This window comes from Microbacterium sp. Root166 (assembly GCF_001427145.1).
GTDB lineage: Bacteria > Actinomycetota > Actinomycetes > Actinomycetales > Microbacteriaceae > Microbacterium.
In genome coordinates, this window is record NZ_LMGL01000002.1 from 706,780 (window position 1) to 727,511 (window position 20,732).

At 69.5% G+C, this 20,732-nt stretch carries 24 protein-coding genes and 1 tRNA gene; 6 read left to right on the forward strand and 19 right to left on the reverse strand.

Annotated features, from left to right (window positions below; translation table 11 throughout):
- Window positions 1-5: 5 nt before the first annotated feature.
- The 11 genes from ASD56_RS11170 to ASD56_RS11220 form a co-directional block, all read right to left on the reverse strand.
- Window positions 6-929, reverse strand: coding sequence for an alpha/beta hydrolase (locus ASD56_RS11170; RefSeq protein WP_055965936.1), 924 nt, complete (start codon window positions 927-929; stop codon window positions 6-8).
- Window positions 926-1,678 (reverse strand): 3-hydroxybutyrate dehydrogenase, encoded by a 753-nt coding sequence (locus ASD56_RS11175; RefSeq protein ID WP_055965591.1) that lies wholly within the window; start codon window positions 1,676-1,678, stop codon window positions 926-928. The genes ASD56_RS11170 and ASD56_RS11175 overlap by 4 nt, the downstream gene beginning before the upstream one ends.
- On the reverse strand, window positions 1,678-2,367 hold the full coding sequence (locus ASD56_RS11180) for a TetR/AcrR family transcriptional regulator (protein ID WP_055965593.1): 690 nt from the start codon (window positions 2,365-2,367) through the stop codon (window positions 1,678-1,680). Before ASD56_RS11180 ends, ASD56_RS11175 begins: the two co-directional genes overlap by 1 nt.
- The gene (locus tag ASD56_RS11185; RefSeq protein WP_055965595.1) at window positions 2,364-3,953 is read right to left on the reverse strand and encodes a class I adenylate-forming enzyme family protein; all 1,590 of its coding nucleotides are present in this window, start codon (window positions 3,951-3,953) and stop codon (window positions 2,364-2,366) included. Before ASD56_RS11185 ends, ASD56_RS11180 begins: the two co-directional genes overlap by 4 nt.
- Window positions 3,950-5,080, reverse strand: coding sequence for a branched-chain amino acid ABC transporter permease (locus tag ASD56_RS11190; protein ID WP_055965596.1), 1,131 nt, complete (start codon window positions 5,078-5,080; stop codon window positions 3,950-3,952). Before ASD56_RS11190 ends, ASD56_RS11185 begins: the two co-directional genes overlap by 4 nt.
- Window positions 5,077-5,952 (reverse strand): branched-chain amino acid ABC transporter permease, encoded by an 876-nt coding sequence (locus ASD56_RS11195; RefSeq protein WP_055965598.1) that lies wholly within the window; start codon window positions 5,950-5,952, stop codon window positions 5,077-5,079. Before ASD56_RS11195 ends, ASD56_RS11190 begins: the two co-directional genes overlap by 4 nt.
- Entirely contained in the window at window positions 5,949-6,665 is a 717-nt protein-coding gene (locus ASD56_RS11200) for an ABC transporter ATP-binding protein (protein WP_055965600.1), read from the reverse strand. The genes ASD56_RS11195 and ASD56_RS11200 overlap by 4 nt, the downstream gene beginning before the upstream one ends.
- Window positions 6,662-7,465, reverse strand: coding sequence for an ABC transporter ATP-binding protein (locus ASD56_RS11205; RefSeq protein WP_055965602.1), 804 nt, complete (start codon window positions 7,463-7,465; stop codon window positions 6,662-6,664). Before ASD56_RS11205 ends, ASD56_RS11200 begins: the two co-directional genes overlap by 4 nt.
- An 18-nt stretch (window positions 7,466-7,483) precedes the next feature.
- On the reverse strand, window positions 7,484-8,680 hold the full coding sequence (locus tag ASD56_RS11210) for a substrate-binding domain-containing protein (protein ID WP_055965938.1): 1,197 nt from the start codon (window positions 8,678-8,680) through the stop codon (window positions 7,484-7,486).
- 203 nt (window positions 8,681-8,883) lie between these two features.
- On the reverse strand, window positions 8,884-10,497 hold the full coding sequence (locus ASD56_RS11215) for a sigma-70 family RNA polymerase sigma factor (protein ID WP_055965603.1): 1,614 nt from the start codon (window positions 10,495-10,497) through the stop codon (window positions 8,884-8,886).
- Between the two features lie 226 nt (window positions 10,498-10,723).
- A tRNA-Lys gene (locus ASD56_RS11220) sits at window positions 10,724-10,799 on the reverse strand.
- A 93-nt stretch (window positions 10,800-10,892) separates the two neighbouring features.
- On the opposite strand from ASD56_RS11220, the gene ASD56_RS11225 reads away from it, so the two are divergent.
- The 4 genes from ASD56_RS11225 (at window position 10,893) to ASD56_RS11240 (ending at window position 14,086) form a co-directional block, all read left to right on the forward strand.
- On the forward strand, window positions 10,893-11,714 hold the full coding sequence (locus tag ASD56_RS11225) for an inositol monophosphatase family protein (RefSeq protein WP_442922400.1): 822 nt from the start codon (window positions 10,893-10,895) through the stop codon (window positions 11,712-11,714).
- Window positions 11,715-11,758: 44 nt separating this feature from the next.
- On the forward strand, window positions 11,759-12,334 hold the full coding sequence (locus tag ASD56_RS11230; RefSeq protein WP_055965605.1) for a hypothetical protein: 576 nt from the start codon (window positions 11,759-11,761) through the stop codon (window positions 12,332-12,334).
- A gap of 149 nt (window positions 12,335-12,483) precedes the next feature.
- Window positions 12,484-13,575, forward strand: a complete 1,092-nt coding sequence (locus tag ASD56_RS11235; protein WP_055965607.1) for a YihY/virulence factor BrkB family protein — start codon at window positions 12,484-12,486, stop codon at window positions 13,573-13,575.
- 4 nt (window positions 13,576-13,579) lie between these two features.
- On the forward strand, window positions 13,580-14,086 hold the full coding sequence (locus ASD56_RS11240) for a DUF2231 domain-containing protein (protein WP_055965609.1): 507 nt from the start codon (window positions 13,580-13,582) through the stop codon (window positions 14,084-14,086).
- Here the strand turns inward: ASD56_RS11240 and ASD56_RS11245 are convergent.
- From ASD56_RS11245 to ASD56_RS11265, 5 genes are all read right to left on the reverse strand, one after another.
- Window positions 14,080-15,042, reverse strand: a complete 963-nt coding sequence (locus ASD56_RS11245) for an SDR family NAD(P)-dependent oxidoreductase (RefSeq protein WP_055965611.1) — start codon at window positions 15,040-15,042, stop codon at window positions 14,080-14,082. The two genes, ASD56_RS11240 and ASD56_RS11245, sit on opposite strands and share 7 nt — an antisense overlap.
- On the reverse strand, window positions 15,039-15,263 hold the full coding sequence (locus ASD56_RS11250; RefSeq protein ID WP_157535973.1) for a hypothetical protein: 225 nt from the start codon (window positions 15,261-15,263) through the stop codon (window positions 15,039-15,041). The genes ASD56_RS11245 and ASD56_RS11250 overlap by 4 nt, the downstream gene beginning before the upstream one ends.
- 74 nt (window positions 15,264-15,337) lie before the next feature.
- Window positions 15,338-16,816 (reverse strand): phytoene desaturase family protein, encoded by a 1,479-nt coding sequence (locus ASD56_RS11255; RefSeq protein ID WP_055965614.1) that lies wholly within the window; start codon window positions 16,814-16,816, stop codon window positions 15,338-15,340.
- A complete protein-coding gene (locus ASD56_RS11260) occupies window positions 16,813-17,319 on the reverse strand; it encodes an SRPBCC family protein (RefSeq protein ID WP_055965616.1) in 507 nt (168 codons plus the stop codon). The genes ASD56_RS11255 and ASD56_RS11260 overlap by 4 nt, the downstream gene beginning before the upstream one ends.
- Window positions 17,320-17,323: 4 nt before the next feature.
- Window positions 17,324-17,533, reverse strand: a complete 210-nt coding sequence (locus ASD56_RS11265) for a hypothetical protein (protein WP_055965618.1) — start codon at window positions 17,531-17,533, stop codon at window positions 17,324-17,326.
- A 189-nt stretch (window positions 17,534-17,722) separates the two neighbouring features.
- Between ASD56_RS11265 and ASD56_RS11270 the strand changes: the two genes are divergently transcribed.
- Window positions 17,723-18,082 (forward strand): hypothetical protein, encoded by a 360-nt coding sequence (locus tag ASD56_RS11270; RefSeq protein WP_055965620.1) that lies wholly within the window; start codon window positions 17,723-17,725, stop codon window positions 18,080-18,082.
- Between the two features lie 362 nt (window positions 18,083-18,444).
- On the opposite strand, the gene ASD56_RS11275 is transcribed toward ASD56_RS11270, so the two are convergent.
- On the reverse strand, window positions 18,445-19,059 hold the full coding sequence (locus ASD56_RS11275; RefSeq protein ID WP_055965622.1) for a hypothetical protein: 615 nt from the start codon (window positions 19,057-19,059) through the stop codon (window positions 18,445-18,447).
- A gap of 133 nt (window positions 19,060-19,192) precedes the next feature.
- Here ASD56_RS11275 and ASD56_RS11280 point away from each other — a divergent pair, with 133 nt between their 5' ends.
- Window positions 19,193-19,372 carry a helix-turn-helix domain-containing protein gene (locus tag ASD56_RS11280; protein ID WP_055965624.1) on the forward strand — a complete coding sequence of 60 codons (180 nt, stop codon included), beginning with the start codon at window positions 19,193-19,195 and terminating at the stop codon, window positions 19,370-19,372.
- 252 nt (window positions 19,373-19,624) lie between these two features.
- Here the strand turns inward: ASD56_RS11280 and ASD56_RS11285 are convergent, their stop codons facing one another.
- Both ASD56_RS11285 and ASD56_RS11290 read right to left on the reverse strand, forming a co-directional pair.
- Window positions 19,625-19,807 (reverse strand): hypothetical protein, encoded by a 183-nt coding sequence (locus tag ASD56_RS11285; protein ID WP_157535977.1) that lies wholly within the window; start codon window positions 19,805-19,807, stop codon window positions 19,625-19,627.
- A 141-nt stretch (window positions 19,808-19,948) separates the two neighbouring features.
- On the reverse strand, window positions 19,949-20,467 hold the full coding sequence (locus ASD56_RS11290; RefSeq protein WP_157535980.1) for a hypothetical protein: 519 nt from the start codon (window positions 20,465-20,467) through the stop codon (window positions 19,949-19,951).
- Window positions 20,468-20,732 lie beyond the last annotated feature (265 nt).

Genomic DNA, 20,732 nt, shown 5'->3' on the forward strand with positions numbered 1-20,732 from the left:
GGGCCTCAGTCCGCGGCGGCCAGCTCCTCGCGCACGACGGCGGCCACGGCATCCGCCCCCGCAGGCGACATCACGATCGTGTAGTGGTTGAACCGGTCCAGGCGTTCGTGGCGGACGATCGGGTTCGCGGCGAGCATCCGCTCGAGGTGGGCGGGGGCGTACAGGCCCGGCTCCTCGTCCTGCAGGCCGCGCGGCGCCGTGATCATGCGCGTGGGATGGCGCAGACCGGTGAGCGCGTCCGAGAGCGCCGTGCCGCTGTTCATGTCGATCGTGTCGTCGGCCGTCGTCTCGTAGCTCGTCGCGGGCCTTCGCGCGCCCTCGCCGTCGTCGACCAGGTCGTACGCGAGGTACTGCTCGAGCTCGGGAGTCCAGTCCGCTCGGAACGCGGGATGCGCCCGCCAGAAGTCCAGGTACTCGGACGTGTCCGCGAACCGCATCGACAGCCGGGCCGCGGTCGGACCGAGGATGCCCGCGACGAGGGTGTCGGTGTCGAGGCCGGCCGGCACGTCGAGCGGAAGGCCGCCGTCCACGAGCACGAGCCGATCCACCCGTCGGGGGTGCAGGTGAGCGAACACGACCGCGACGAAAGCGCCCATCGAGTGACCCACGACGACGATCCGGTCCACGCCGAGGTGATCCAGCGCCGCCGCGAGGTCGTCGGCGTGCGCGCGCATGCCGGCTGGGCCGGTCAGCGAGTTGCTGCCTCCGCGGCCGCGAAGGTCCGGCGCGATCACGCGGACGCCGGGCAGGCGATCGACCACGAAGGGCCACGCGAGATGGGATGCCGTCACCCCGTGGATGAGCAGCACGCTCGGCGCGTCCCCGGTCGCGGGGTCCGGGTCCCAGACGCCGACCCGCAGATCGCCGCCGGTGACCGGAACGGCGATGGTGCGGTAGGTGTGGCCGGTGCGGGTGGATGAGGAGGTCATCGGGCCGTCCATCCGCCGTCCATCGTGTACGAGGCGCCGGTGACCATGCCCGACGTGGCAGAGGCGAGCCAGCCTGCCAGCGACGCCACCTCGTCGGCCTCGACCAGGCGCTTGACCGCGGTCTCGGTGAGCATGATCTTCTCGACGACCTCGTTCTCGGGGATGCCGTGCACCTTCGCCTGATCGGCGATCTGCTTCTCCACCAGGGGTGTCCGCACATAGGCGGGGTTGATGCAGTTGCTCGTCACGCCGTGCGGGGCGCCCTCGAGCGCGGTCACCTTCGAGAGCCCCTCGAGCCCGTGCTTGGCGGCGACGTACGCCGACTTGAAGGCGCTGGCGCGGAGGCCGTGGGCGCTGGAGATGTTGATGACCCGTCCCCAGCCCTTCTCGTACATGCCGGGCAGAGCCGCGCGGATCAGGAGGAACGGCGACTCGAGCATCAGCCGCAGCAGCAGCCGGAAGGCCTCGGGGTCGAACTCCGGGATGGGGCTGACGCGCTGGATGCCGGCGTTGTTGACCAGGATGTCGACGTCGAGGGTGAGGTCCTCGAGCGCAGCGGTGTCGGAGAGGTCGACGACCCACGGCTCGCCACCGACCTCGGCGGCGGCCGAGGCCGCCGCGTCGGCATTGAGGTCGGCGATGATCACGTGCGCTCCGCGAGCGGCGAACTCCCGCGCGCACGCGAGGCCGATGCCGCTCGCGCCGCCGGTGATCAGCGCGCGCTTGCCCGCGAGGTCGTGCTCGGTCATCACTCCGGTCCTTCCTGATGCGCCGCCGGCCGTGGTGCGAGGGCGTTGTCGATGATGCGTGTCATGCCGGCGAACACCACAGGGTCCAGCTGCTCGGGCGGTCGGCCGTCGGCGTCGCGCTCCCAGAGCAGGAAGCGCATGCCGATCAGCTCGCCCATGCCCATGAGCGCCCACGCGGTCGTCTCGGGATCGAGCGCCCGATCGACGTCGCCCGCATCCTGTGCCGCGCGCAGACCCGCCTCGTACCCCTCGACGATGCGCGTGTAGTGCAGTCGCAGCACCTCGGGCGAGACGAACTCCGCCTCGCGCACGACGCGGTACAGCGCGGGGTGGGCGGCGGTGAACCGGAAGAAACCGGCGAAGCCGGCCCGCTCCGCGTCGAGGCGGGACGCCGCGCCCGCCATCGCCTCCGACATCGCGTGACGCACGCGGCGGTTGAGGTCGATCACCAGAGCCTCGAAGATCGACTGCTTGCTGTCGAAGTAGAGGTAGAACGTGCCCAGCCCGATGCCCGCACGCTCGGTGATCTTGACGATGGACGCCTCGTGATAGCCCTGCTCGGCGAAGACGACCTCGGCCGCCTCGAGCAGCCGCAGCCGCGTCGCCTCGCCGCGCTTGGTGAGTGGGCGGCCGGTCGCCTGCGACACGAGTTCGGGTTCGTCGTCGACGAGTCCTCCAGGAAGCGTCATGGCCCCACCTCTTCCGTCTCGGGGACGTGCCCCTTCGTGCGAGGAGCGGCGAGCAGCCGCTCCGCGCGCTCGCGCAGCCGGGACCGGGCGAGCTTGTCGATGGTCGACCGGGGCAGGGCCGAGACGATCTCGACGTGCACCGGCACCTTGAACGCGGCGAGATTCCGGCGCGCGTGCATGAGCACCTCATCGGGCGAGAGCGCGGCTCCGGCGGCAGGCACGACGAACGCGACGCCGCGCTCGCCCCACACCGGGTCCGGCGCGCCGACGACGGCCGCCTCCGCGATCAGCGGGTGGAGGCCCAGCGCCAGCTCGACCTCCGCCGGCGCCACGTTCTCGCCGCCCGAGATGAAGATGTCCTTGATACGGTCGACGATCCGCACGACCCCCGCCGCATCCCGGTGGACCAGGTCGCCGGTGCGGAGCCACTCGCCGCTCATCGCGCGGGCTGTGGCCTCATCGTCGTCGAGGTATCCGGCGAAGACGCTGGGCCCGCGGACCCAGAGCTCTCCGGTCGCCTCGCCCTCGAGCGCGAGCAGCGACTCGGGATCGACCACCCGCACCGAGACGTGCGGGTACGGGCGGCCGACGGCCCCGGGTGATGCCGGAGCCTCGTCCGCCGGAAGGTGCAGCACGTTGGGTGCCGCCTCGGTGAGCCCGTAGCCCTGGGTCAGCGCGACGCCGCGGCGCGTCCACGCGTCCTGCAGCCATGCGGGCATGGTCGCGCCGCCGACCAGGGCCAGCCGGAGCGTCGATACGTCCGTCTGCTCCCACGCCCGGTCGGCGGCGAGCATGCCGTACTGGGTGGGGACGCCCATCATCGCCGTCACGCCGCGTTCGGCGACGAGTTGCAGCACGCGCGCCGGCTGGAACGACCGCTCGAGCACGACGGTCGCGCCGACCCACCAGGCCAGCAGTGGCTGGCAGTTCCAGGCGGCGACGTGGAACTGCGGGAGCATCGCGAGCACGACGTCCTCGGCGCCGAGAGGCAGCGCCTGTGCGAGCGCGAGGTTGTTCCAGAAGCAGTTGGCGTGGGTGAGCACGACGCCCTTGGGTGCCGCCTCGCTTCCCGACGTGAAGATCACCAGCAGGGGGTCGTCGTCGTGGACGGGCCGCCGCGGCCGGGTCGTCCGCGACAGGGGCACACTCGCCTCGACCTCGGTCGCCCCCAGGACGGCGACGGGAGGCATCCGCTCCGCACCGCGCAGCGCCTCGCCGGCGAGGGCGGCATGCTCGTCCTCGACCAGCACGAGCGCAAGGTCCGTGCGGTCGAGCAGGCCGACCAGCTCACGCGGGGTCAGTCGCCACGAGAGGGGGACGAACGCGATGCCGGCGAGGGCGCACGCGAAGAACGCGACGACGTGGTCGGCGGAGTTGCCCGACACGGTGGCGATGCGGTCACCGGGGCCGTAGCCGCCGCGGCGCAGCCGCTCGGCGAGAGAGGTCGCGCGAGAGGAGAGGGTGGCGTAGTCCGTCCGCACGCCGCGGTCGTCGATCGCGGTCCGCTGAGGCGAGCGCGCCGCCCGGTCGGTCAGCCAGCGCCCGACCGTGTGCGCGCCGTCCTCGTGCTCGGCATCCCAGCTCATGCGCGCACCTCCGCGGGCGTCTCCGCCTCGGCGGCGTCGTCGTCGAGGGTGCGCAGCGATCCTCGCACCTTCTCGCCGCGTCGGCGACGGGCTGCCGCGTCTATGGTGCCGGCGATGCCGCCGGGCAGGAACATCACGACCAGGATGAACAGGACGCCGAGGATGAACAGCGGCTCGGACAGCGGGACGCGGAGCACGTCGGGCAGGCCGGCGACGGCATCCGAGCCCGCGAGGACCGTGAGCCGCTGGTCCAGCAGCGTGTAGAGCACGCCGCCGACGATCGCGCCCCACCGGAAGCCGACCCCGCCGAGCACGACCATGACGAGGATGGTGATCGTCAGATCGGCCGAGACGGCGCGCGGAGCCGTGCCCGACTGCAGCAGCATGTACGCGACACCGGCGAGGCTGGCGAGCACCGCGGCGATCACGAAGACCACCAGCTTCACGGCGTACGGCTGCAGGCCGAGCACGCGCACCCGCTGCTCGTTCTCGCGCGTCGCGCGGGCGAGGTGCCCGAGCCGCGAGGTGTCGACCCACAGCGTCACGAGGTACACGATGACCAGGACCGCGAGGGTGAACCAGTACAGGTTGCGCGTGTTGACCACGCCGATCAGGAAGTCCGGCACCTGGTCCGTGTTCAGTCCCAGTCCCTCCTCGCCGCCGGTGACCTGCGAGTTGCGGCGCACCAGCACGGAGCCGGCCTGGGCGAACGCGAGCGTCACCATGGCGAACGGGATGCCCGAGACGCGCATCGACACCGCGCCGGTCACGAGGGCGATGATCATCCCGCCGATGAGCGCGACGAAGATGCCCGGCCACAGCGGCACGCCGAAGTGCTCCAGCGCGATGCCGAGACCGTAGGCACCCGCGCCGAAGTAGAGCGCGTGGCCGAAGGACAGCATCCCGCCCGAGCCGAGCAGCAGGTTGTACGACAGCGCCAGCGCGGCGAACACCATGCACAGCGACAGCAGCGCGAGGGTCCCCGGCATGTAGGTCGGAGTGGGCAGGATGCCGGGAAGCGACAGGTTCAGCAGTGGCAGCATCGCCATGAGCACGACGAGCGCCGCACCCACGATGACCGGGACGAAGGGACGGATGCCGCGGATCGCGGTCGTGGCGGCGTTCATGCCTTCCTCCCGAGGAGTCCGGAGGGCCGTACCAGCAGCACGAGGGCCAGGAGGATCACGACGATGAAGTCGCCGGTCCCGCCGAGGTAGAAGTTCGCGAACTGCTGCAGCACGGCGACGAGGACGGATGCCACCGCCGCCCCGGTCAGCGACCCGAGCCCGCCGACGACGGTGACGATGAACGCGAAGATCAGGAGCGTGGCGCCCAGGTGCGCCGAGACGAAGGTGGAGTAGTGCATTGCGAGCACTCCCCCGATGCCGGCGGCGGCCCCGCCGATGGCGAACACCAGCGTGAACGAGCGTCGGACGTCGATGCCCAGCGCCGTCACCATCGAGCGGTTCTCGACGCCGGCGCGGATGATCATGCCGTAGCGCGTCTTCTTGAGGAAGAGCACGAGGGCGCTGAGCACGAGGACTGCGGCGATCATCAGCACCCAGTAGGTGTTGGGGATGCGGGCGCCGAGCACCTCGGTGGTCTGCCGCAGCCAGGGCGGACCCGTGATGTGGATCGGATCCGTCCCCCAGATGCCCTCGAACAGAGCGACGGCGGCGAAGGACAGGCCGACGGTCACCAGGACCTGCTCGATATGGCGCTCGTACAGCGGGCGGATCAGCACGAGCTCGGTGAGCGTCGCGAAGATCGCGCCGACGCCCGCGCCGACCAGCACGGAGACGAGGAACGACCCCCAGGACTCGGTGCCGAGCGCCTGCGCGACCATCCAGCCCATGAACGCGCTGAGGGTGAGGAACGCGCCGTGCGCGAAGTTCAGCACGTGCATGAGCCCGTAGATGAGGCTCAGCCCGCTCGCGACCAGGAAGTAGAGGGCGCCGAGGCCGACGCCGGTGATGAGGGTGAGGACGAGGGTGCTCACGCTGCCGCCTCCGCATGCACGCCGAGCAGCCGTCGGGTGAGGTCCTCGTCGTCCAGGATCTCCTGCGCCTTTCCGGTGTGGATCACGCGACCGCCGCCGATCACGACCGCGGTGTCGGCGAGTCGCCGGACGACCTCGAGGTTCTGCTCGACGAGCAGGATCGGCACCGTCTCGGACGCCACTCGCAGCGCCTCGGTCACCTCGGTCACGATCTTCGGCGCAAGGCCCTTCGTGGGCTCGTCGACGAGGAGCAGGCGGTTGTCGTTGATGAGGGCGCGCGCCACCGAGACCATCTGCTGCTGGCCGCCGGAGAGCGTTCCGGCGAGCTGATCGCGACGGGCGACCAGGTCGGGGAACAGCTCGGCGACGAACTCGCGGCGCGGAGCGCGCTGGCGCTCGGCCAGCGCCAGGTTCTCAGCCACCGTGAGCTTCGAGAAGATCTCGCGGTCCTCGGGCACGTACCCGACTCCCCGCTGGACGATCCGGTGCGTCGGCAGGCCGTCGATGCGCTCGCCGTCGAGGCGGACCTCGCCGCGGCGCTGGATGAGACCCAGGATGCCGCGGAGCGTCGAGGTCTTGCCGACGCCGTTGCGGCCGAGCACCGCTGTGATGCCGGTGGCCGGCATCTCGAACGTGACGTCCTCGACCACCTGCTGGCCGGCGATGGAGCACCGCAGGCCCTGCACGGTGAGGATGGGCTGCGCGGCGGTCATGAGGCACCGGTACCCAGGTAGGCGCTCTGCACGAGCGGATCGGCCATGACGTTCTGCGGGGTGTCGTAGGCGATGATCGAGCCGAAGTACATGACGGCGACCTTGTCGACCAGACCCATCAGCACGTCGATGTGGTGTTCCACCATCAGCACGGTGCAGCCCTTCTCGCGATGCAGGTCGCGGATGTTGCCGACGAGTCCGTCGACGTCGCCGGACCCGACACCGGCCATCGGCTCGTCGAGGAGGACGATGCTGGTCTCGGTCGCGAGCAGCACCGCGATCTCGAGCTTGCGCTTGTCGCCGTGCGAGATGTCACCCGCGGCGAAGTCGCGCTTGTGGCCGAGTCCCACGGCCTCGAGCTTGCCGATTGCGAGCTCGGTCGCGGCATCCGATCGCCGGGGGAATCGCAGCAGCGACGCCGAGCCGCCGAGCGACACCTGGGCGGCCAGGCGCACGTTCTCGAGCACCGTGAGGCGCGGGAACAGACTCGATGTCTGGAAGGTGCGCCCCAGTCCCGCCCGAGCCCGCGCGGGCACCGACGCCGTCGTGATGTCGTCGCCGTCGAGCAGCACGCGCCCGGCCGTGGGCTTCAGGAGACCGGAGACCGCGTTGAACAGCGTGGTCTTGCCGGCCCCGTTCGGCCCGATGACGCCCACGAGCGAGCCCGCGGCGACGTCGAGTTCGACATCCTTCAGAATCGTCGCGCCGCCGATCTGCAGGCCGAGGCCCTCGATCTTCAGGTGCGAGCCGCGCGGGGTCGCCGCAGGGGCGACCGCAGCGGACGGGACAGGGGTGCTCATCGTGAAGTGCCGCCCGGACTATTCGGCGGGAGCGACGTCGTCGGCCGAGACCGTGTCGACCAGCTCGGGCACGAAGGCCCCGCCGTCGGCGACGAGCTTGGCCTGGTACATCTCCTGGATGAGCGCGTGGTCGCTCGTGCGGACCGTCATCGTGCCCTTCGGACCCTCGAACTCGAAGCCCTCGAGCGCCGAGACCATCGCATCGACATCGCCCTTGCCCTCCTGGATGGCGTGGACGATCATGATCGCCGCGTTGAAGCCGTCGGGGCTGAAGAGGTCGGCCGTGCCGCCGGCAGCTTCGACGGCCTCGACCATCGCGGCGTTGACCTCGTTGTCGGGCGCACCCGGGAAGTAGTGGTTCAGGAAGTTGATCTTCTCGGACGCCTCGCCGTACGCGCCGAACGTCGCCGAGTCGCCGAGCCCGGTGACCACGGGGATCTCGTCGAGCACACCCTGCTGGCTCAGCGCCTGCCACATCGCACCGGAGGTCGCTCCGGCCCACGCGACGAAGACGAGGTCGGGGTCGCTCGCCAGAACCTGCTGCGCGAACGGCGTGAACTCCGTCGCGTCTTCAGCCACGAGGACCGGCGTGACCGTCGCGCCCTGTCCGCCGAGGATCGCGTCGACGGCGGCGACGTTGCCCTGCCCGAACGCGTTGTCCTGCGCGAACACCGCGATGTTCTTGCCGTCGATGTCGTCGAGGAAGGTTCCGGCCGTGGCCACGTCCTGCGCGCTCTGGCGGCCCGAGCGGAAGGTGTAGTCGTTGATGCCCGTGATCGCATCGGCGGCAGCGGGACCCGAGATGTAGAGCACCTGGTTCTGCTCGGCCTGCTCGGCGACCGCGAGGGCGACCCCAGACGAAGCCGTGCCCGCGATGATGTTCACTCCGGCGCCGATGAGCTCCTTCACGACCGTGACGGCCTTGTCCGGGTCACCGGCGTCGTCCTTGTACTCCACGGTGATCGTGGTGCCGTCGATCTCGCCGGTTCCGTCGGTGGCGTAGTCGAGGCCCGCCTTGAACGAGTCGAGGTACTGCTTGCCGTAGCCGGCAAGGGGTCCCGTCTCGCTCGTGACGATCCCGACCGTGACCTCGGCGGGGCCGCCGCCGTCTTCGGTCGCGTCGCCGGTCGGCGGGGCGGTGGGCGCGCAGGCGGCCAGGACGATGGCGGCCGTGGCGATCACTGACCCGAGGAGCAACTTCTTCGTAACCCGCATGTGCATGCCTTTCACCATTGGAAGGTTCTGGTGCCCGGGACGGGCATACCTGAAACGTGATTCAGGTATTGCGAATGTACGAAATGCGTCGCCTCAGGTCAAGTCGAGAGCGGATGCCGCGGCCCGTCGTTACCGAATCGCGACGCGTCGCAGCGACGGCGCAGGAACTCGTGAGCCGGATGCCGGCTCTAAAGCGAGCGAGTTCAGAGCTCGGGGTCGCCGCCGACGACTGCCTCGAGTTCCGCAACGGTGTAGGAGGTCTGCGGACCCGGCTCGCCCTCGATCAGGTACTGGACGGCGATCTCCGTCTCCGGGGCGAGCAGGATTCCGAGCAGGAGGACTTCGTGGAAGAACCACAGGCCGTCGGCACCTGTCGTCATGCGCTGGTGCTCGATGCCGTCGATGAGCAGGCGCAATTCCATCTCCGGCTCGGCCATGCCCTGCAGGTAGATGTCGGCGATCAGCGGCTCGCCCAGCCCCCAGATGAGGTCGCCGTAAGAGACCGCGGGCCCCACGGTCGGAACGACAGGAGGTTCGACAGGCGGCTCGACCGGCGGCACGACGGGAGGCGCCGGGTCGCCGGGCGCCGGAGCAGGTGCGGCGGGTTGCCGCGGGGCCGGTGGCGCCGCCACGGGGGCGGCGGGCTCCAGGACCGGCTCAGCGATCACGGGTGCAGGGACCGGCACCGGCTCGACCACGGGCTCGTCCGCCACGGGAGGCGCTTCGGCGTCATCCTCGGCGATCTGCTCGGCAGCGGCGGCCTGTTCAGCCGTCGCAGCGGCAGCGGCCGCGGCATCCGCAGTCGTACGCGCCTGGGTGTACGCGGCGACGCCGGCAACCGTACCCCCGACCACGAGGACCGCTGCGGCTGCGATGCCGACGAGCTTCAGGGCCACGGCGCTGGCACCTGCTGCGCCGGCATGAGCGCTCGCGGCGGCCGCACCCGCTGCCGCTCCGGGTTCGGGAAGCGGTACGAACGCCCCGGGCCCACCGCCCACGGCCATCGCGACAGCGGCCGACGAGGTGGTCTGCAGGCTGGCCAGGTATCCCCCGGCGCCGGCGACGCCCAGCGTGAGCGGCAGCAGCACCAGCGCGATGCGGTTCGAGACCTGGTCCGCCTCCTCGGCGACGATGACGCAGCGCGTGCACTCGTCGAGGTGCTTGCGCACCCGTTCACGGTCGCGCTTGGAGGCGTTGTCGCGGGCGTAGGCGCCCAGCTGGCCCACGGTCCACTCGCACTCGGGGTGATCGCCGAGCGCGCGCAGGTGCGCCTGGATCCACGCCTCGCGCAGGCCTTCGCGCGCGCGGAACGCGAGCTGCGACACCGCAGCCGCCTTCATGCCGAGCAGCGGCGCCACGTCGGCGGGCTTCATCTGCTCGACCTCGGTGTACCAGAGCACCTCCTGCCACCGCGTCGGCAGGCTGCGGAACGCTCCGACGGTGATCGTCTTGTCGAACGCGTCGTCGCTCGACCGCGTCGAAGCCTCGTCGGCGAGCGAGTCCAGTTCGTCGTCGGCGGATTCGCGCTTCGCGCGTCCCCACTGGGCGGCCGTGTTGCGGATGGTCGTGAGCAGATACGGCCGGAATCCCTGCGTGGGTCCCTTCCCTGCGCGGATCGCCTGGTAGATCGACGCGAATGACTCCTGCACGAGGTCCTCGGCGCTGAAAGTGCGGGTCACAGCTCCCGCGGCATTCAGGCCGGCGCGGTAGTGCCGCTTCCAGAGCTCGGCGTACGCGTCCTGATCTCCGGCGCGAGCGGCGTCCACGAGGGCGGTGTCGGAGCGAGGCTCCCGCTCGCTGACGTCGTCTTCCCGCATGATTGCCGTTCTCCGTGCTCGAGCCGCTGCGGCCCTGATCGGGCGCTGTGCCCAGAGAGACGCGCGCAGACGGATTCCGTTACGCGGATGAACCGGAGAATTATCCGTGGGCTGCGCAGCGCGTGTGCGCCGAGCCCTCACGATATCGAATCGAGCCTGCTGAAATCCTGCAAGCGGCTTCTCCGACCAACGCAAAACCCCCGGCATCCGACCGGGGGTTTCGATGTGGTGCACCCCCTGGGACTTGAACCCAGAACCCACTGATTAAGAGTCAGTTGCTCTGCCGATTGAGCTAGAGGTGCGAGATTCGCACGAGGCGAACGAGGGTCAACATTAGCATCACGATTGCGTCTCCCGGAAATCGAGGCCGCCCTCGCCCGGATATCCTTTGGATCGTGACCTCCCCCTCCACGCTCGCGTTCGATGCGCCGTTCGAGGGGGATCTCCGCGACGATCTGGCGCTTGCGCTGCGACTGGCGGATGCGGCGGACGCGGCATCCATGAGCCGGTTCGATGCCGCCGATCTCGAGATCAGCACCAAGGCCGACGCATCGCACGTGACGGAGGCCGATCTCGCCACGGAGCGGGCGATCCGCGCGGTGCTCGAGGCCGAGCGCCCGGGCGACGGCGTCTTCGGCGAAGAGTACGGGGTCACGGGCGATTCCGAGCGTCAGTGGATCATCGACCCGATCGACGGCACGGCGAACTACCTCAAGGGCATCCCGATGTGGACGACCCTCATCGCGCTCGCGATCGACGGCGTCCCGCGCGTAGGCGTCGCCAGCCAGCCTGCGATCGGTCGACGCTGGTGGGCCGCCTCCGGCCTCGGCGCGTGGACGAACGCCCCGGCCGGCGACAAGCGCCTGGCGGTGTCGTCGATCGACACGCTCGCCGAAGCGAGTGTGAGCTTCCAGAGCATGGGCCAGTGGCGGGATGCCGGTCAGCTCGACGCCCTGGAACGCCTCACGAGCGCGGTGTGGCGCGACCGCGGCTACGGCGACGCCTGGCCGTACATGCTCCTCGCGGAGGGGCGCCTCGAGCTCGTCGCCGAGTTCGGCGTCAAGGAATACGACATCGCCGCCCTGGTGCCCATCATCACCGAGGCCGGCGGACGCTTCACCTCGTTCGACGGCGACGACTCGCTCGCCGCACGTTCGTCGCTCGCCACCAACGGCGTGCTGCACCGGCCGTTCCTCGATCTGCTGCACCCCTCCTGACCTGACCGCTCGCTCCACCGATCCCCTCCCCCGGAGACCGCACGATGTTCCCCCCACGTCACCGTCTCGGCGCAGCCGTCGTCCTGCTGCTCGCCGCGACCCTCGCGACAGGCTGCGCCGCCGCAGCGCCCCCCGCCGCCCAGCCCACCGAGAGCTCCGCTCCCACCCCCACCACCGCTCCGCCGGAGGCGACCCCGACACCGGAACCGGCCGCGGCCGAACCCACGTGCGAGACGCTCATCGGCGAAGACATCGTGGCCGACTTCGAGAGCATCGGCTGGACCTCGCAGGCGCAGCCCTTCTACCTCGGTGAGGCCGAGCTCGACGGCGGCATCGACTGCAGGTGGGCGGACTTCGGCGGGCCGGCGGGCGATCACCTTCAGATCTTCGCGTGGGCGCCGATCGCCGCCGACGCGGCCGCCGACGCTCAGTCCGACCTGGTGAGCCAGGGCTGGCTGCGTGAAGAGTCCCCCGAGGGCGTCTACATCACCGAAGCCAAGGAGACGACCATCGCGGTCGACAGCGAGGGCTACGGCATGACCTACCTGTTCGGTGACGGGTGGGTGAAGCTCGCCGACACCAAGCAGGGTCTCCTGCTGATCGAGTGGCCCGCGAGCTGACCGCACGACGCTGAGAGATCAGCGGCCCGGAGGGTCCGGGACGTTTGCCACAGCATCCGGTGTGTTGGCAAGCCCCACGGCGATCTGCGCCCGGCGGCGTTTGATGGTGTGCACAAACCCCGCGCACGAACGCATCCCGGGAAGGCACGATGACCACCGAAACGACCGACCGGCGGCGCCACGCACCGGAGCCCGACCACCCGGACAAGCCCGATTCCCCCGGCGATATCACGAAGCCCTCGTGGAAGTACGTGCTCGGCAAGACGGTCCGCGAGTTCAACGACGATCAGTGCACCGATCTCGCCGCCGCCCTGACGTACTACGGCGTGCTGTCGCTGTTTCCGGGCCTGCTCGCGGTCTTCTCGCTGCTCGGCGTGCTGGGCCAGGGCGACGACGCGGTCGACACGGTCCTCGGGGTGGTCGAGTCGGTCGCGCCAGGCGACACGGCCGAGGCGCTGCGCGGCCCGGTCGAGCAGCTGGCCGAGTCGCCGGCGGCGGGGTTCGCCCTGGTCTTCGGCATCGTGCTGGCGATCTGGTCGGCGTCCGGCTACGTCGGCGCGTTCGGGCGGGCGATGAACCGCATCTACGAGATCGACGAGGGCCGCCCCTTCTGGAAGCTCCGGCCGCTGCAGCTGGTCGTCACCGTCATCACCGTGCTCCTCGTCACCGCGGCGCTGGTCATGCTGGTGGTCAGCGGGCCGGTGGCCGATGCCATCGGCGCAGCTCTCGGCCTCGGGACGACGGTGACGACGGTCTGGGACATCGTGAAGTGGCCGGTTCTCGCCCTCGTCGTGGTGATGATCCTCGCGATCCTCTACTACGCGACGCCCAACGCGAAGCAGCCGAAGTTCCGCTGGATCAGCATCGGCGCCGTCCTGGCAATCGTGATCCTCGCGCTGGCGACCACGGCCTTCGCGCTCTATGTGGCGAACTTCTCGAACTACGACCGGACGTACGGCTCGCTCGCCGGCGTCATCGTGTTCCTGCTGTGGCTGTGGATCGCCAACCTGGCGCTGCTGTTCGGAGCCGAGTTCGACGCGGAGCTCGAACGCGGCCGCCAACTGCAGGCCGGGATCGCCGCCGAGGAGCAGATCCAGCTTCCGCCGCGCGACACCCGCAAGAGCGACAAGGCGGCCGAGAAGGAGCGCGAAGACATCGAGACCGGCCGGCGCCTTCGCGAGCAGCACGACGACGACGATGAGACGGATGCCGAGTCCGCCTCGACCACGAAGAGGAAGTGACGCCATGGAACGACGCACAGCGCAGGACCGGGCCAAGCGGCCGCGTTCGATCATCGCGGGACCGTACGGACACCCGTTCCACCCGATCCTCGTGACCATTCCGATCGGCACTTGGGTCGCGAGCATCGTGTTCGACATCATCGCCTTCGTCGCCGACGACCCGACACCCTACCTGGTCGGGGCGAACGTGCTCATCCTGATCGGCATCCTCGGCGCACTGGTGGCCGCCGTGTTCGGCTTCCTCGACTACTCGCAGCTCGCGCGCGGCACGGCGGCCCGGAAGACCGCGACACTCCACATGGCGCTCAATCTCGGCGTCACGGTGCTGTTCGTCGTGAACCTGCTCGTCCGGTGGTCCGCCGACGACGACGATGTGAGCGTGATCGGCTTCGTCCTCAGCCTCGTCGGTCTCGCCGCACTGGGAGTCTCAGGCTGGCTGGGCGGCAAGCTCGCGTACCACTACGGCGTGCGCGTGGCCGACGAGCGCACGCAGGCCGAGGGATTTCAGTGAGCCGCTGACCCTCGCACGCGCGCCAGCGCGCTGAGCACCACCGCCGCCAGCAGAGCGAGCACGGCGAAGCGCGGTACCGGCCGGCGCCACCCTCCCGCAGCGGCGGCCGCGTCAGCCGGCGGATCGAACACCGTTCCATCGGTGAGTTCGGCGCCGTGGCCGCGCAGCTCGACGTGGTCCTTCGTGAACCGGGTGAGCGCGTCGTACGCGCGCGGCGTGAACCGATGCAGCGGAATGGCGCTGCGCTGCAGCTGCCCCACCGACGTCGCGAACCGCGCGCGATGCGGCGCCCGCTCGATGGCCCGGGCGACACGTCGCGGCGAAGACGCCGGCGGCAGCGGATGAACGCTCCGGCCGGTGAAGTTCGCGGCGTGCTGGTAGATCGGGGTGTCGATCGTGGAGGGAAGGACGACTCGCACACGGATGCCGCTTCCCCGCAGCTCGGCACGGAGGACCTCGGCGAAGCCCAGCAGTCCCCACTTGGCGGTGATGTACGGGGCGAGCGCCGGCGAGGTCACCCGCGAGTACAGCGACCCGACGAGTACGAGCGCGCCGCTGCCCTGCCGCCGGAAGTACGGGAGCACCGCGCGCGCGCCGTGCACCTGACCCATCAGGTTCGTCTCGACGACCTGGCGGAAGACCCGCGCCGGAGTCTGCTCGAACGTCCCATAGCTGAAGACCCCGGCGTTCCCCACCCACACATCGATGCGCCCGTACGCCGCGACGGCGCCCGCCGCGAGGGCGCGGACCGCTCCCTCTTCGGAGACGTCGGTCGGGATCACTTCGACGATCGCTCCCAGCTCGCGGCACTCCTCCGCGACGGTCTCCAGCGCCTGGCGACTGCGCGAGGCGAGCACGAGCCGGGCGCCGCGCCGGGCATACACGCGCGCCGTCTCGCGCCCGATGCCGCTGGAAGCGCCGGTGATGACGACCACCGGCCCCCGCGCCGACGTCATGGGTGCGTCACCGCGTCCCGGCCGGGGAGGTTCACGTCGCCGGGGTCTACGTCGACGTCGCCCGCATCATCGGGTCCTCCGGTGCCGGGCGCGACGTTGACGTCGGCAGGATCGATGTCGTCATCGATGGTGTCGGGCAGCGGATCGCGCTGCTTGTGCTGCGTCTCGGTCTCGCTCGCCGGGCTGTAGCTCGTGTCCTTGCGGAGGTTCTCGGTGTCCATGAGTGCGACGCTACGAGCGCCGGACGATGAGCACCGGCCCCTTGACATCTCGGCCGGCTTCGGCGAAAGCGAGCTCAGATCCGCGGCGACAGGTCGGGGATCGCCCGCGAGCCGAAGTCATGACGCAGGGCGCTGCGCGCGGCGAACCACCCGACCAGCCCGTGGACGCCGGGCCCCGGGGATGCCGACGCCGACGCCAGGTACACGCCGGGGATCGGTGTGCGCCACGGGTCGGGGCTGAGCACGGGGCGCCGCACGATCTGGAACAGGCTGGGTGCGCCGGCCGCGATGTCGCCGCCGGGATAGTTGGGATTGTGCCGCTCGACCTCGACGGCGTTGCGAGAGCTCGTCGCCAGGATGGTGTCGCGGAAGCCCGGCGCGAACCGCTCGATCTGCCCGATCACGGCCTCCTGCCGGTCCGCCGTGCTGCCCGCGGGGACGTGCGTATACGTCCAGAGCGTATGCTGACCCGCCGGGGCCCGCGTCGCGTCGAAGGTCGACGGCTGCGAGACGAGCACATACGGCCGCTCGGGCAGCTGTCCGCGATTGACCGCGTTCTCGGCATACGCGATTTCGCCACGTGTGCCGCCGACGTGGACGGTGCCGGCCGCGTGCACCTCGGGGTTGGTCCACGGCACGGGACCGCTCAGCGCGAAGTCGACCTTCGCGACGCCGCCGCCATAGCGGAAGCCCTCCAGTGCGCGGCGATAGCGTGCCGGAACAGTCTCGCCCGCGAGGCGCAGGAGGGCTCGCGGGGTGACGTCGAGGAGGGTCACCCGCGCCGCCGGCAGGGCGGCGAGCGAGGTGACCTCGTGATCGAGCACCAGTTCACCGCCGTGGGCGCGGAGGTCGTCGACCATCGCGTCGACGATGGCCTGACTGCCGCCGACTGGGATGGGCCAGCCCCGGGAGTGCGCGTAAGCGCCCAGCGCGAGGCCGGCGCCGGCTGCGGCGATGCTGGGCTGCGGCAGGATCGTGTGCGCGGCGACGCCGGTAAGAAGCGCCGGAGCCGCGTCTTCGCGGAATCGCCGGTTCCAGGCGGGGCTCCCCTGCTCCAGAGCACGGAGCCCGAAGGACACCGCCGTGGCCGGATCGGCGGGAACTCGCAGGAGCGAGGAGCCGGTGAAGTCGGCCACCTCCGTCGAGTGCTCGACGAGTGGCCGCATAAGCTGCTCGTACTCCGGACCGTCGGCGCCCAGGGCGTCGCGCGTGCGCGCGAGGTCCCGGTAGGCGAGGCCCGCCCGTCCGCCGTCGAGGGGATGCGCGAACGAGAGCTCGGGCGTGATGAACTCGACCCGGTCGCGCAGTCCGAACTCCCGGAAGAATCGCGACTCGAACGCCATCGGATGCACGGCCGAGCAGACGTCGTGCGCGAACCCGGGAAGGGTGAGCTCGCGGGTCGCGGCGCCTCCCCCTGCCTGGTCGGCCCGCTCGTACACGCGAACGGACAGTCCGGCGCGTGCGAGGGTGACGGCCGCCGCCAGCCCGTTCGGGCCGGCGCCGACGACGATTGCATCGAGATCGGTCCCGGATCTGCGCGCATCGCGGCTCACGTGATCGTCGTCTCCTCTTCGCCGCTGTCGGCCATCTCCTGCTCGGCGCTGGTGGCGCCCAGGCGACGAATCGCTCGTCCCTCCGCAAGATACGCCAAACGGTGCAGGGTCTCGTCATTGCGCCAGTGCAGCGCGACATCCATCAGCGGTTCGGGCAGCCAGCGCCCGGGCCCGGCGATGGCCTCCTCCTGCAGCCGCACGACGCAGCCTTCGCCGCGAGGCTTCACGTCGATCGTGACGCGTGCCTCGCCGATCGGCCAACCGCGGGCGCGCATCACGATGTGTCGCGGCGGGATGCACTCCTCGACCACGGTCTTGTCGTTGATGAGCGCGGGCCAGACGCCGAACGAGTGGTGCAGCTCCGAGCCTGCGAGGGGCCAGCTGTCGTCGACCTCGCGCATGCGCGAGGCTCCCACCACCCAGGACGGGTACAGCCAGCCGTCGCCGAGCACGCCGAAGACGTCGTCCGGCGTGCATTTCAGCACTCTCACGTTACGGGCCATCGGATCACTCCCCTGCGTCGTCGATGGTTTCGACGCCAGGCCCCGGGCCGGGGCGAACCGCCGCCGTGTCGGCGATGTCGATGCGGGTGACTCCGTCGCCGTCCGAGACCGTGATCCTCGGAGCCGCATCCGCCTCGGTGGAGCCCTCGGCGCGCAGCAGCTGGTCGCGGCGCTTGTCTTCGTCGGTCATCTCGTGTGCGGTCGGATCGGTCATGAGTTCACGCTACGAGGCGGGTGCGAAGTGCGAAGCGCCCTGGATCCGTCGACCCGAACGTGCTAGACGAAGCTGCTCGGTTTCGCCAGGGGGTCGCCGGTATCGCGACCCGTGCATAGCGTGGCCCCCGCAGCGACCACCCTGGCCGCGTGTCCATCCTCGCCACACCCGAGAGGAAGAGGAGCAGACATGTCCACATCATGGGACGCATGGAACTACCGCGAGTCCGCCGGCAGGAGCCCCGATTCAGGCAGCATGGTGGGCTACCACGTGCACGCCACCGACGGTGACATCGGCAAGATCGACGAGGCCAGCGACGACGTCGGCACCAGCCGCATCGTCGTCGATACCGGCCCGTGGATCTTCGGCCGGAAGGTCGTCCTTCCCGCCGGCACCGTGCAGCGCGTCGATGACGATGACCGGACGGTCTATGTCGACCTGACGAAGGACCAGATCAAGGACTCTCCGGAGTTGGACGAGTCCACCACCTACGACGACCCGGCCTACAGAGACAGTCTCGACACGTACTACGGCGGCTTCTACAGGTGAGAACAGAAAAGGCCCGGGATCCGCGGAACTCCGCGGATCTCGGGCCTTTCTTCGCGACAGCGGCGTTGGTGGAGATGGGGGGGAATCGAATGACGCTGAAGGCATGGGATCGGGGGACATCAACCCGCGAAAACCTCGGAATCACGCGGCTCCCAGGCGCATGCGCCGACAAGCACCTGCATTGAAAATCGCCCACATTCAGAGCAAACGCGGGCGATTTGTGGGCGATCCGACGGAGGCTAACCTCGACATCGACTTGGCGCTCGCCACCGTGCGCATGAGACGTGGCAGCGCTCACCTGCCGGCCGACAGCTACAAGGCTACGCCGCTCAGCCAACCTAGGCCAGCCCTCAAGAGGCGATTCAGCGCCCGATCGATGGCCCCGCAGGCCCGCTGCCGGGGACCTGGTGCGGCGACATCATGCGCTGTTGTTCCTCCTGCATTCGGTTGTACGTCTCTCGAGTGATCAGGTCGTTGGCAAGACCCTGCTGGCGTGCCTTCGCCATCAGGCGGGTCGCGGTGCTCACGCTGACCTCGAGCTCGTTGGCGACGAACTTGAGCGGTGCCAGGTTGACGGTGGCGGCGATCCGATAGAGGACAACCGCCTCGGTAATGGCCTCTTCGGTGGTGCGTCCGCCCGCCGCCCTCACGTCGTCCAGGTAGGCAGAGAAGGACTTCGACTCGCCCCCGTCGCGCGAAACCGAAACCACGCGCATCGCGGATGTTGCAACCGCCCACTGCACGCGCACCTCCCGCAACGTGAGTGCCGTGACCTCGTCGCCTTCACCGCTTCGGTCGAGGCGCACGGAAGCCGCCACTGCTCGGCGCAGCAACGGATCGTACTCTGCAGCGATTCTGACGGCGCCGGGGATGCCGGGCTCCCCCGTGACGACCGCATCCCAAGCCGTGGCGATGCTGATCCCGTCACCCACGTCGACTCGGCTCGGGGCGACCGACTCGAGGGCAAGCTCGCTCATATCGGCGAGTCTGTCATGAGTCACAGCAGGGGGCAATCTATGTCGTGAGGAATTCATGTCGCGCATTGCTCGGAATAGGAGTACCGTGTGCGCAAGTGCTGTCACGTATTGCGCAGGCAAAGGAGATGGACCGGTGAACAAGTCGCCACGGTCGCTCGCGTTGACGATGAAGGATGCTGCACAGCTCGTCGGCGTGGACTATCGCACAATCAAGCTCGGCATCGAAAGCGGGACAATCCCGACCGTCCAGCTCGGACCGAGGAGGATGATCCCGAGGGCCGCCCTGCTCAGGGTCTTCGGAGTCGATCCCTAACTAGGGGTCGAGCGGTTGACTCCCCCACGGCACTAGCCACAGCGGCCAGTGTGGGTTCGCACGACCCCCTTGGCTCGGTGAGCTCCTCCCCCAATCGCAGCCCGGATAGGCAACCTCTCTGATGCATCGCAGCGGGCACCCTATTCGCGCAAGCCATTCGCTGTCACGGCCCTCGACGGCGCGGACTTCAGATGACCCAATAGAGGACCGACTCAAGCGCTCTGAGTCCAACCGGTATCGATCGTCGATGAGTCAGTCGCGGTAGCGCTGGGCCGGACGACGTTCTTCCTCGAGCTGCCGCGTGTAGGAGAGCATTCCGTGAGTGATCCCCAAACGGATCACGAGATAGATCAGCAGGAGGGTCACGATGAGCCCGAGCAGGCCGCTCGCAACAAGGACAATCCAGTAGTTCGGGTCCGTCGGATCAAGCAGCATAGTTCTCACCGTAAGGGGCATGCCGCACGCTCGGAGGCGGCTCGCTGAGCGACCGTCTCTCGCGCACGCCTGGGCAGCGGAACCCAGCGAGCGCGCCGCGGTCGGGTCGCGACAGTCGCCGACGGCTCAGTAGCTGCCGTATCACTCGGCCAAATGTAATGGGAGGCCTAGTTCGCGTCGCGCGGCCTCATAGAACTTGTTACGAGCTTCCTCAGCGGCCACATACTCCCTTTCGATCTCCTGCTCAGTCGCTGGCGCGTTGCCAACAGCCCAGTGGTAGTACTGCCAGGAGATTCCATGCCAGGCACGCGCCGCCGCGATGACTTCGGGACCGCCTAAGAGCATGACTGACTCGAACTTCTGCGTGCGGTCAATCTCGTCCAACTCCAGCAACGGGATACCGGTTGCTCGTGTCAGTCGGACGAGGGTTGGATTCAGCCCGAGCTCGCCGAGGATGCTTCGTGACCGCGTAATGACCTTTTTCACGCTCGCGGAGTACTCGGTGTACGCGACGATTCTTTGGTCGTGCCACCGAGTTGACTGTTCTCGCTCCCAGCGGGATCGTTCGACACCCTTGGTCGCCAGGTAAGTGCCAAACGCGCCGACAGCAACCGCCGCGACCGTGATGAAGCCCTGCACTGCTACAGCAACTGGATCCACAGCGTCACGCTATCGCCTCACGCGAGCGAGGCCAGCAAGACGAACTCGGCAATGCACGCCTCCACCTGTGCGAGACACCTCCGTGGCGTTGGGGGTTCCGGGCTCAGCCCGCAGCACGGATCAGAAGGTGGCCGCCGCTCGCGTGCGTGGACACGCCGCAGCGGTGCCCTCGGTCCGGAGCGCCCTCTGACGACCGGCTCTCGCGCACCGGCGGAGAGGTGGCGCACGCTTCCTGCTGAAATGGGGTGAGACGGTTTGGCGGTTC

Coding starts and splice junctions, on each gene's coding strand:
- ASD56_RS11170 (WP_055965936.1), bottom strand. CDS start 929: ATGACCTCCTCATCCACCCGCACCGGCCACACCTACCGCACCATCGCC.
- ASD56_RS11175 (WP_055965591.1), bottom strand. CDS start 1,678: ATGACCGAGCACGACCTCGCGGGCAAGCGCGCGCTGATCACCGGCGGC.
- ASD56_RS11180 (WP_055965593.1), bottom strand. CDS start 2,367: ATGACGCTTCCTGGAGGACTCGTCGACGACGAACCCGAACTCGTGTCG.
- ASD56_RS11185 (WP_055965595.1), bottom strand. CDS start 3,953: ATGAGCTGGGATGCCGAGCACGAGGACGGCGCGCACACGGTCGGGCGC.
- ASD56_RS11190 (WP_055965596.1), bottom strand. CDS start 5,080: ATGAACGCCGCCACGACCGCGATCCGCGGCATCCGTCCCTTCGTCCCG.
- ASD56_RS11200 (WP_055965600.1), bottom strand. CDS start 6,665: ATGACCGCCGCGCAGCCCATCCTCACCGTGCAGGGCCTGCGGTGCTCC.
- ASD56_RS11205 (WP_055965602.1), bottom strand. CDS start 7,465: ATGAGCACCCCTGTCCCGTCCGCTGCGGTCGCCCCTGCGGCGACCCCG.
- ASD56_RS11210 (WP_055965938.1), bottom strand. CDS start 8,680: ATGCGGGTTACGAAGAAGTTGCTCCTCGGGTCAGTGATCGCCACGGCC.
- ASD56_RS11215 (WP_055965603.1), bottom strand. CDS start 10,497: ATGCGGGAAGACGACGTCAGCGAGCGGGAGCCTCGCTCCGACACCGCC.
- ASD56_RS11230 (WP_055965605.1), top strand. CDS start 11,759: ATGTTCCCCCCACGTCACCGTCTCGGCGCAGCCGTCGTCCTGCTGCTC.
- ASD56_RS11235 (WP_055965607.1), top strand. CDS start 12,484: ATGACCACCGAAACGACCGACCGGCGGCGCCACGCACCGGAGCCCGAC.
- ASD56_RS11240 (WP_055965609.1), top strand. CDS start 13,580: ATGGAACGACGCACAGCGCAGGACCGGGCCAAGCGGCCGCGTTCGATC.
- ASD56_RS11245 (WP_055965611.1), bottom strand. CDS start 15,042: ATGACGTCGGCGCGGGGGCCGGTGGTCGTCATCACCGGCGCTTCCAGC.
- ASD56_RS11250 (WP_157535973.1), bottom strand. CDS start 15,263: ATGGACACCGAGAACCTCCGCAAGGACACGAGCTACAGCCCGGCGAGC.
- ASD56_RS11260 (WP_055965616.1), bottom strand. CDS start 17,319: ATGGCCCGTAACGTGAGAGTGCTGAAATGCACGCCGGACGACGTCTTC.
- ASD56_RS11265 (WP_055965618.1), bottom strand. CDS start 17,533: ATGACCGATCCGACCGCACACGAGATGACCGACGAAGACAAGCGCCGC.
- ASD56_RS11270 (WP_055965620.1), top strand. CDS start 17,723: ATGTCCACATCATGGGACGCATGGAACTACCGCGAGTCCGCCGGCAGG.
- ASD56_RS11275 (WP_055965622.1), bottom strand. CDS start 19,059: ATGAGCGAGCTTGCCCTCGAGTCGGTCGCCCCGAGCCGAGTCGACGTG.
- ASD56_RS11285 (WP_157535977.1), bottom strand. CDS start 19,807: ATGCTGCTTGATCCGACGGACCCGAACTACTGGATTGTCCTTGTTGCG.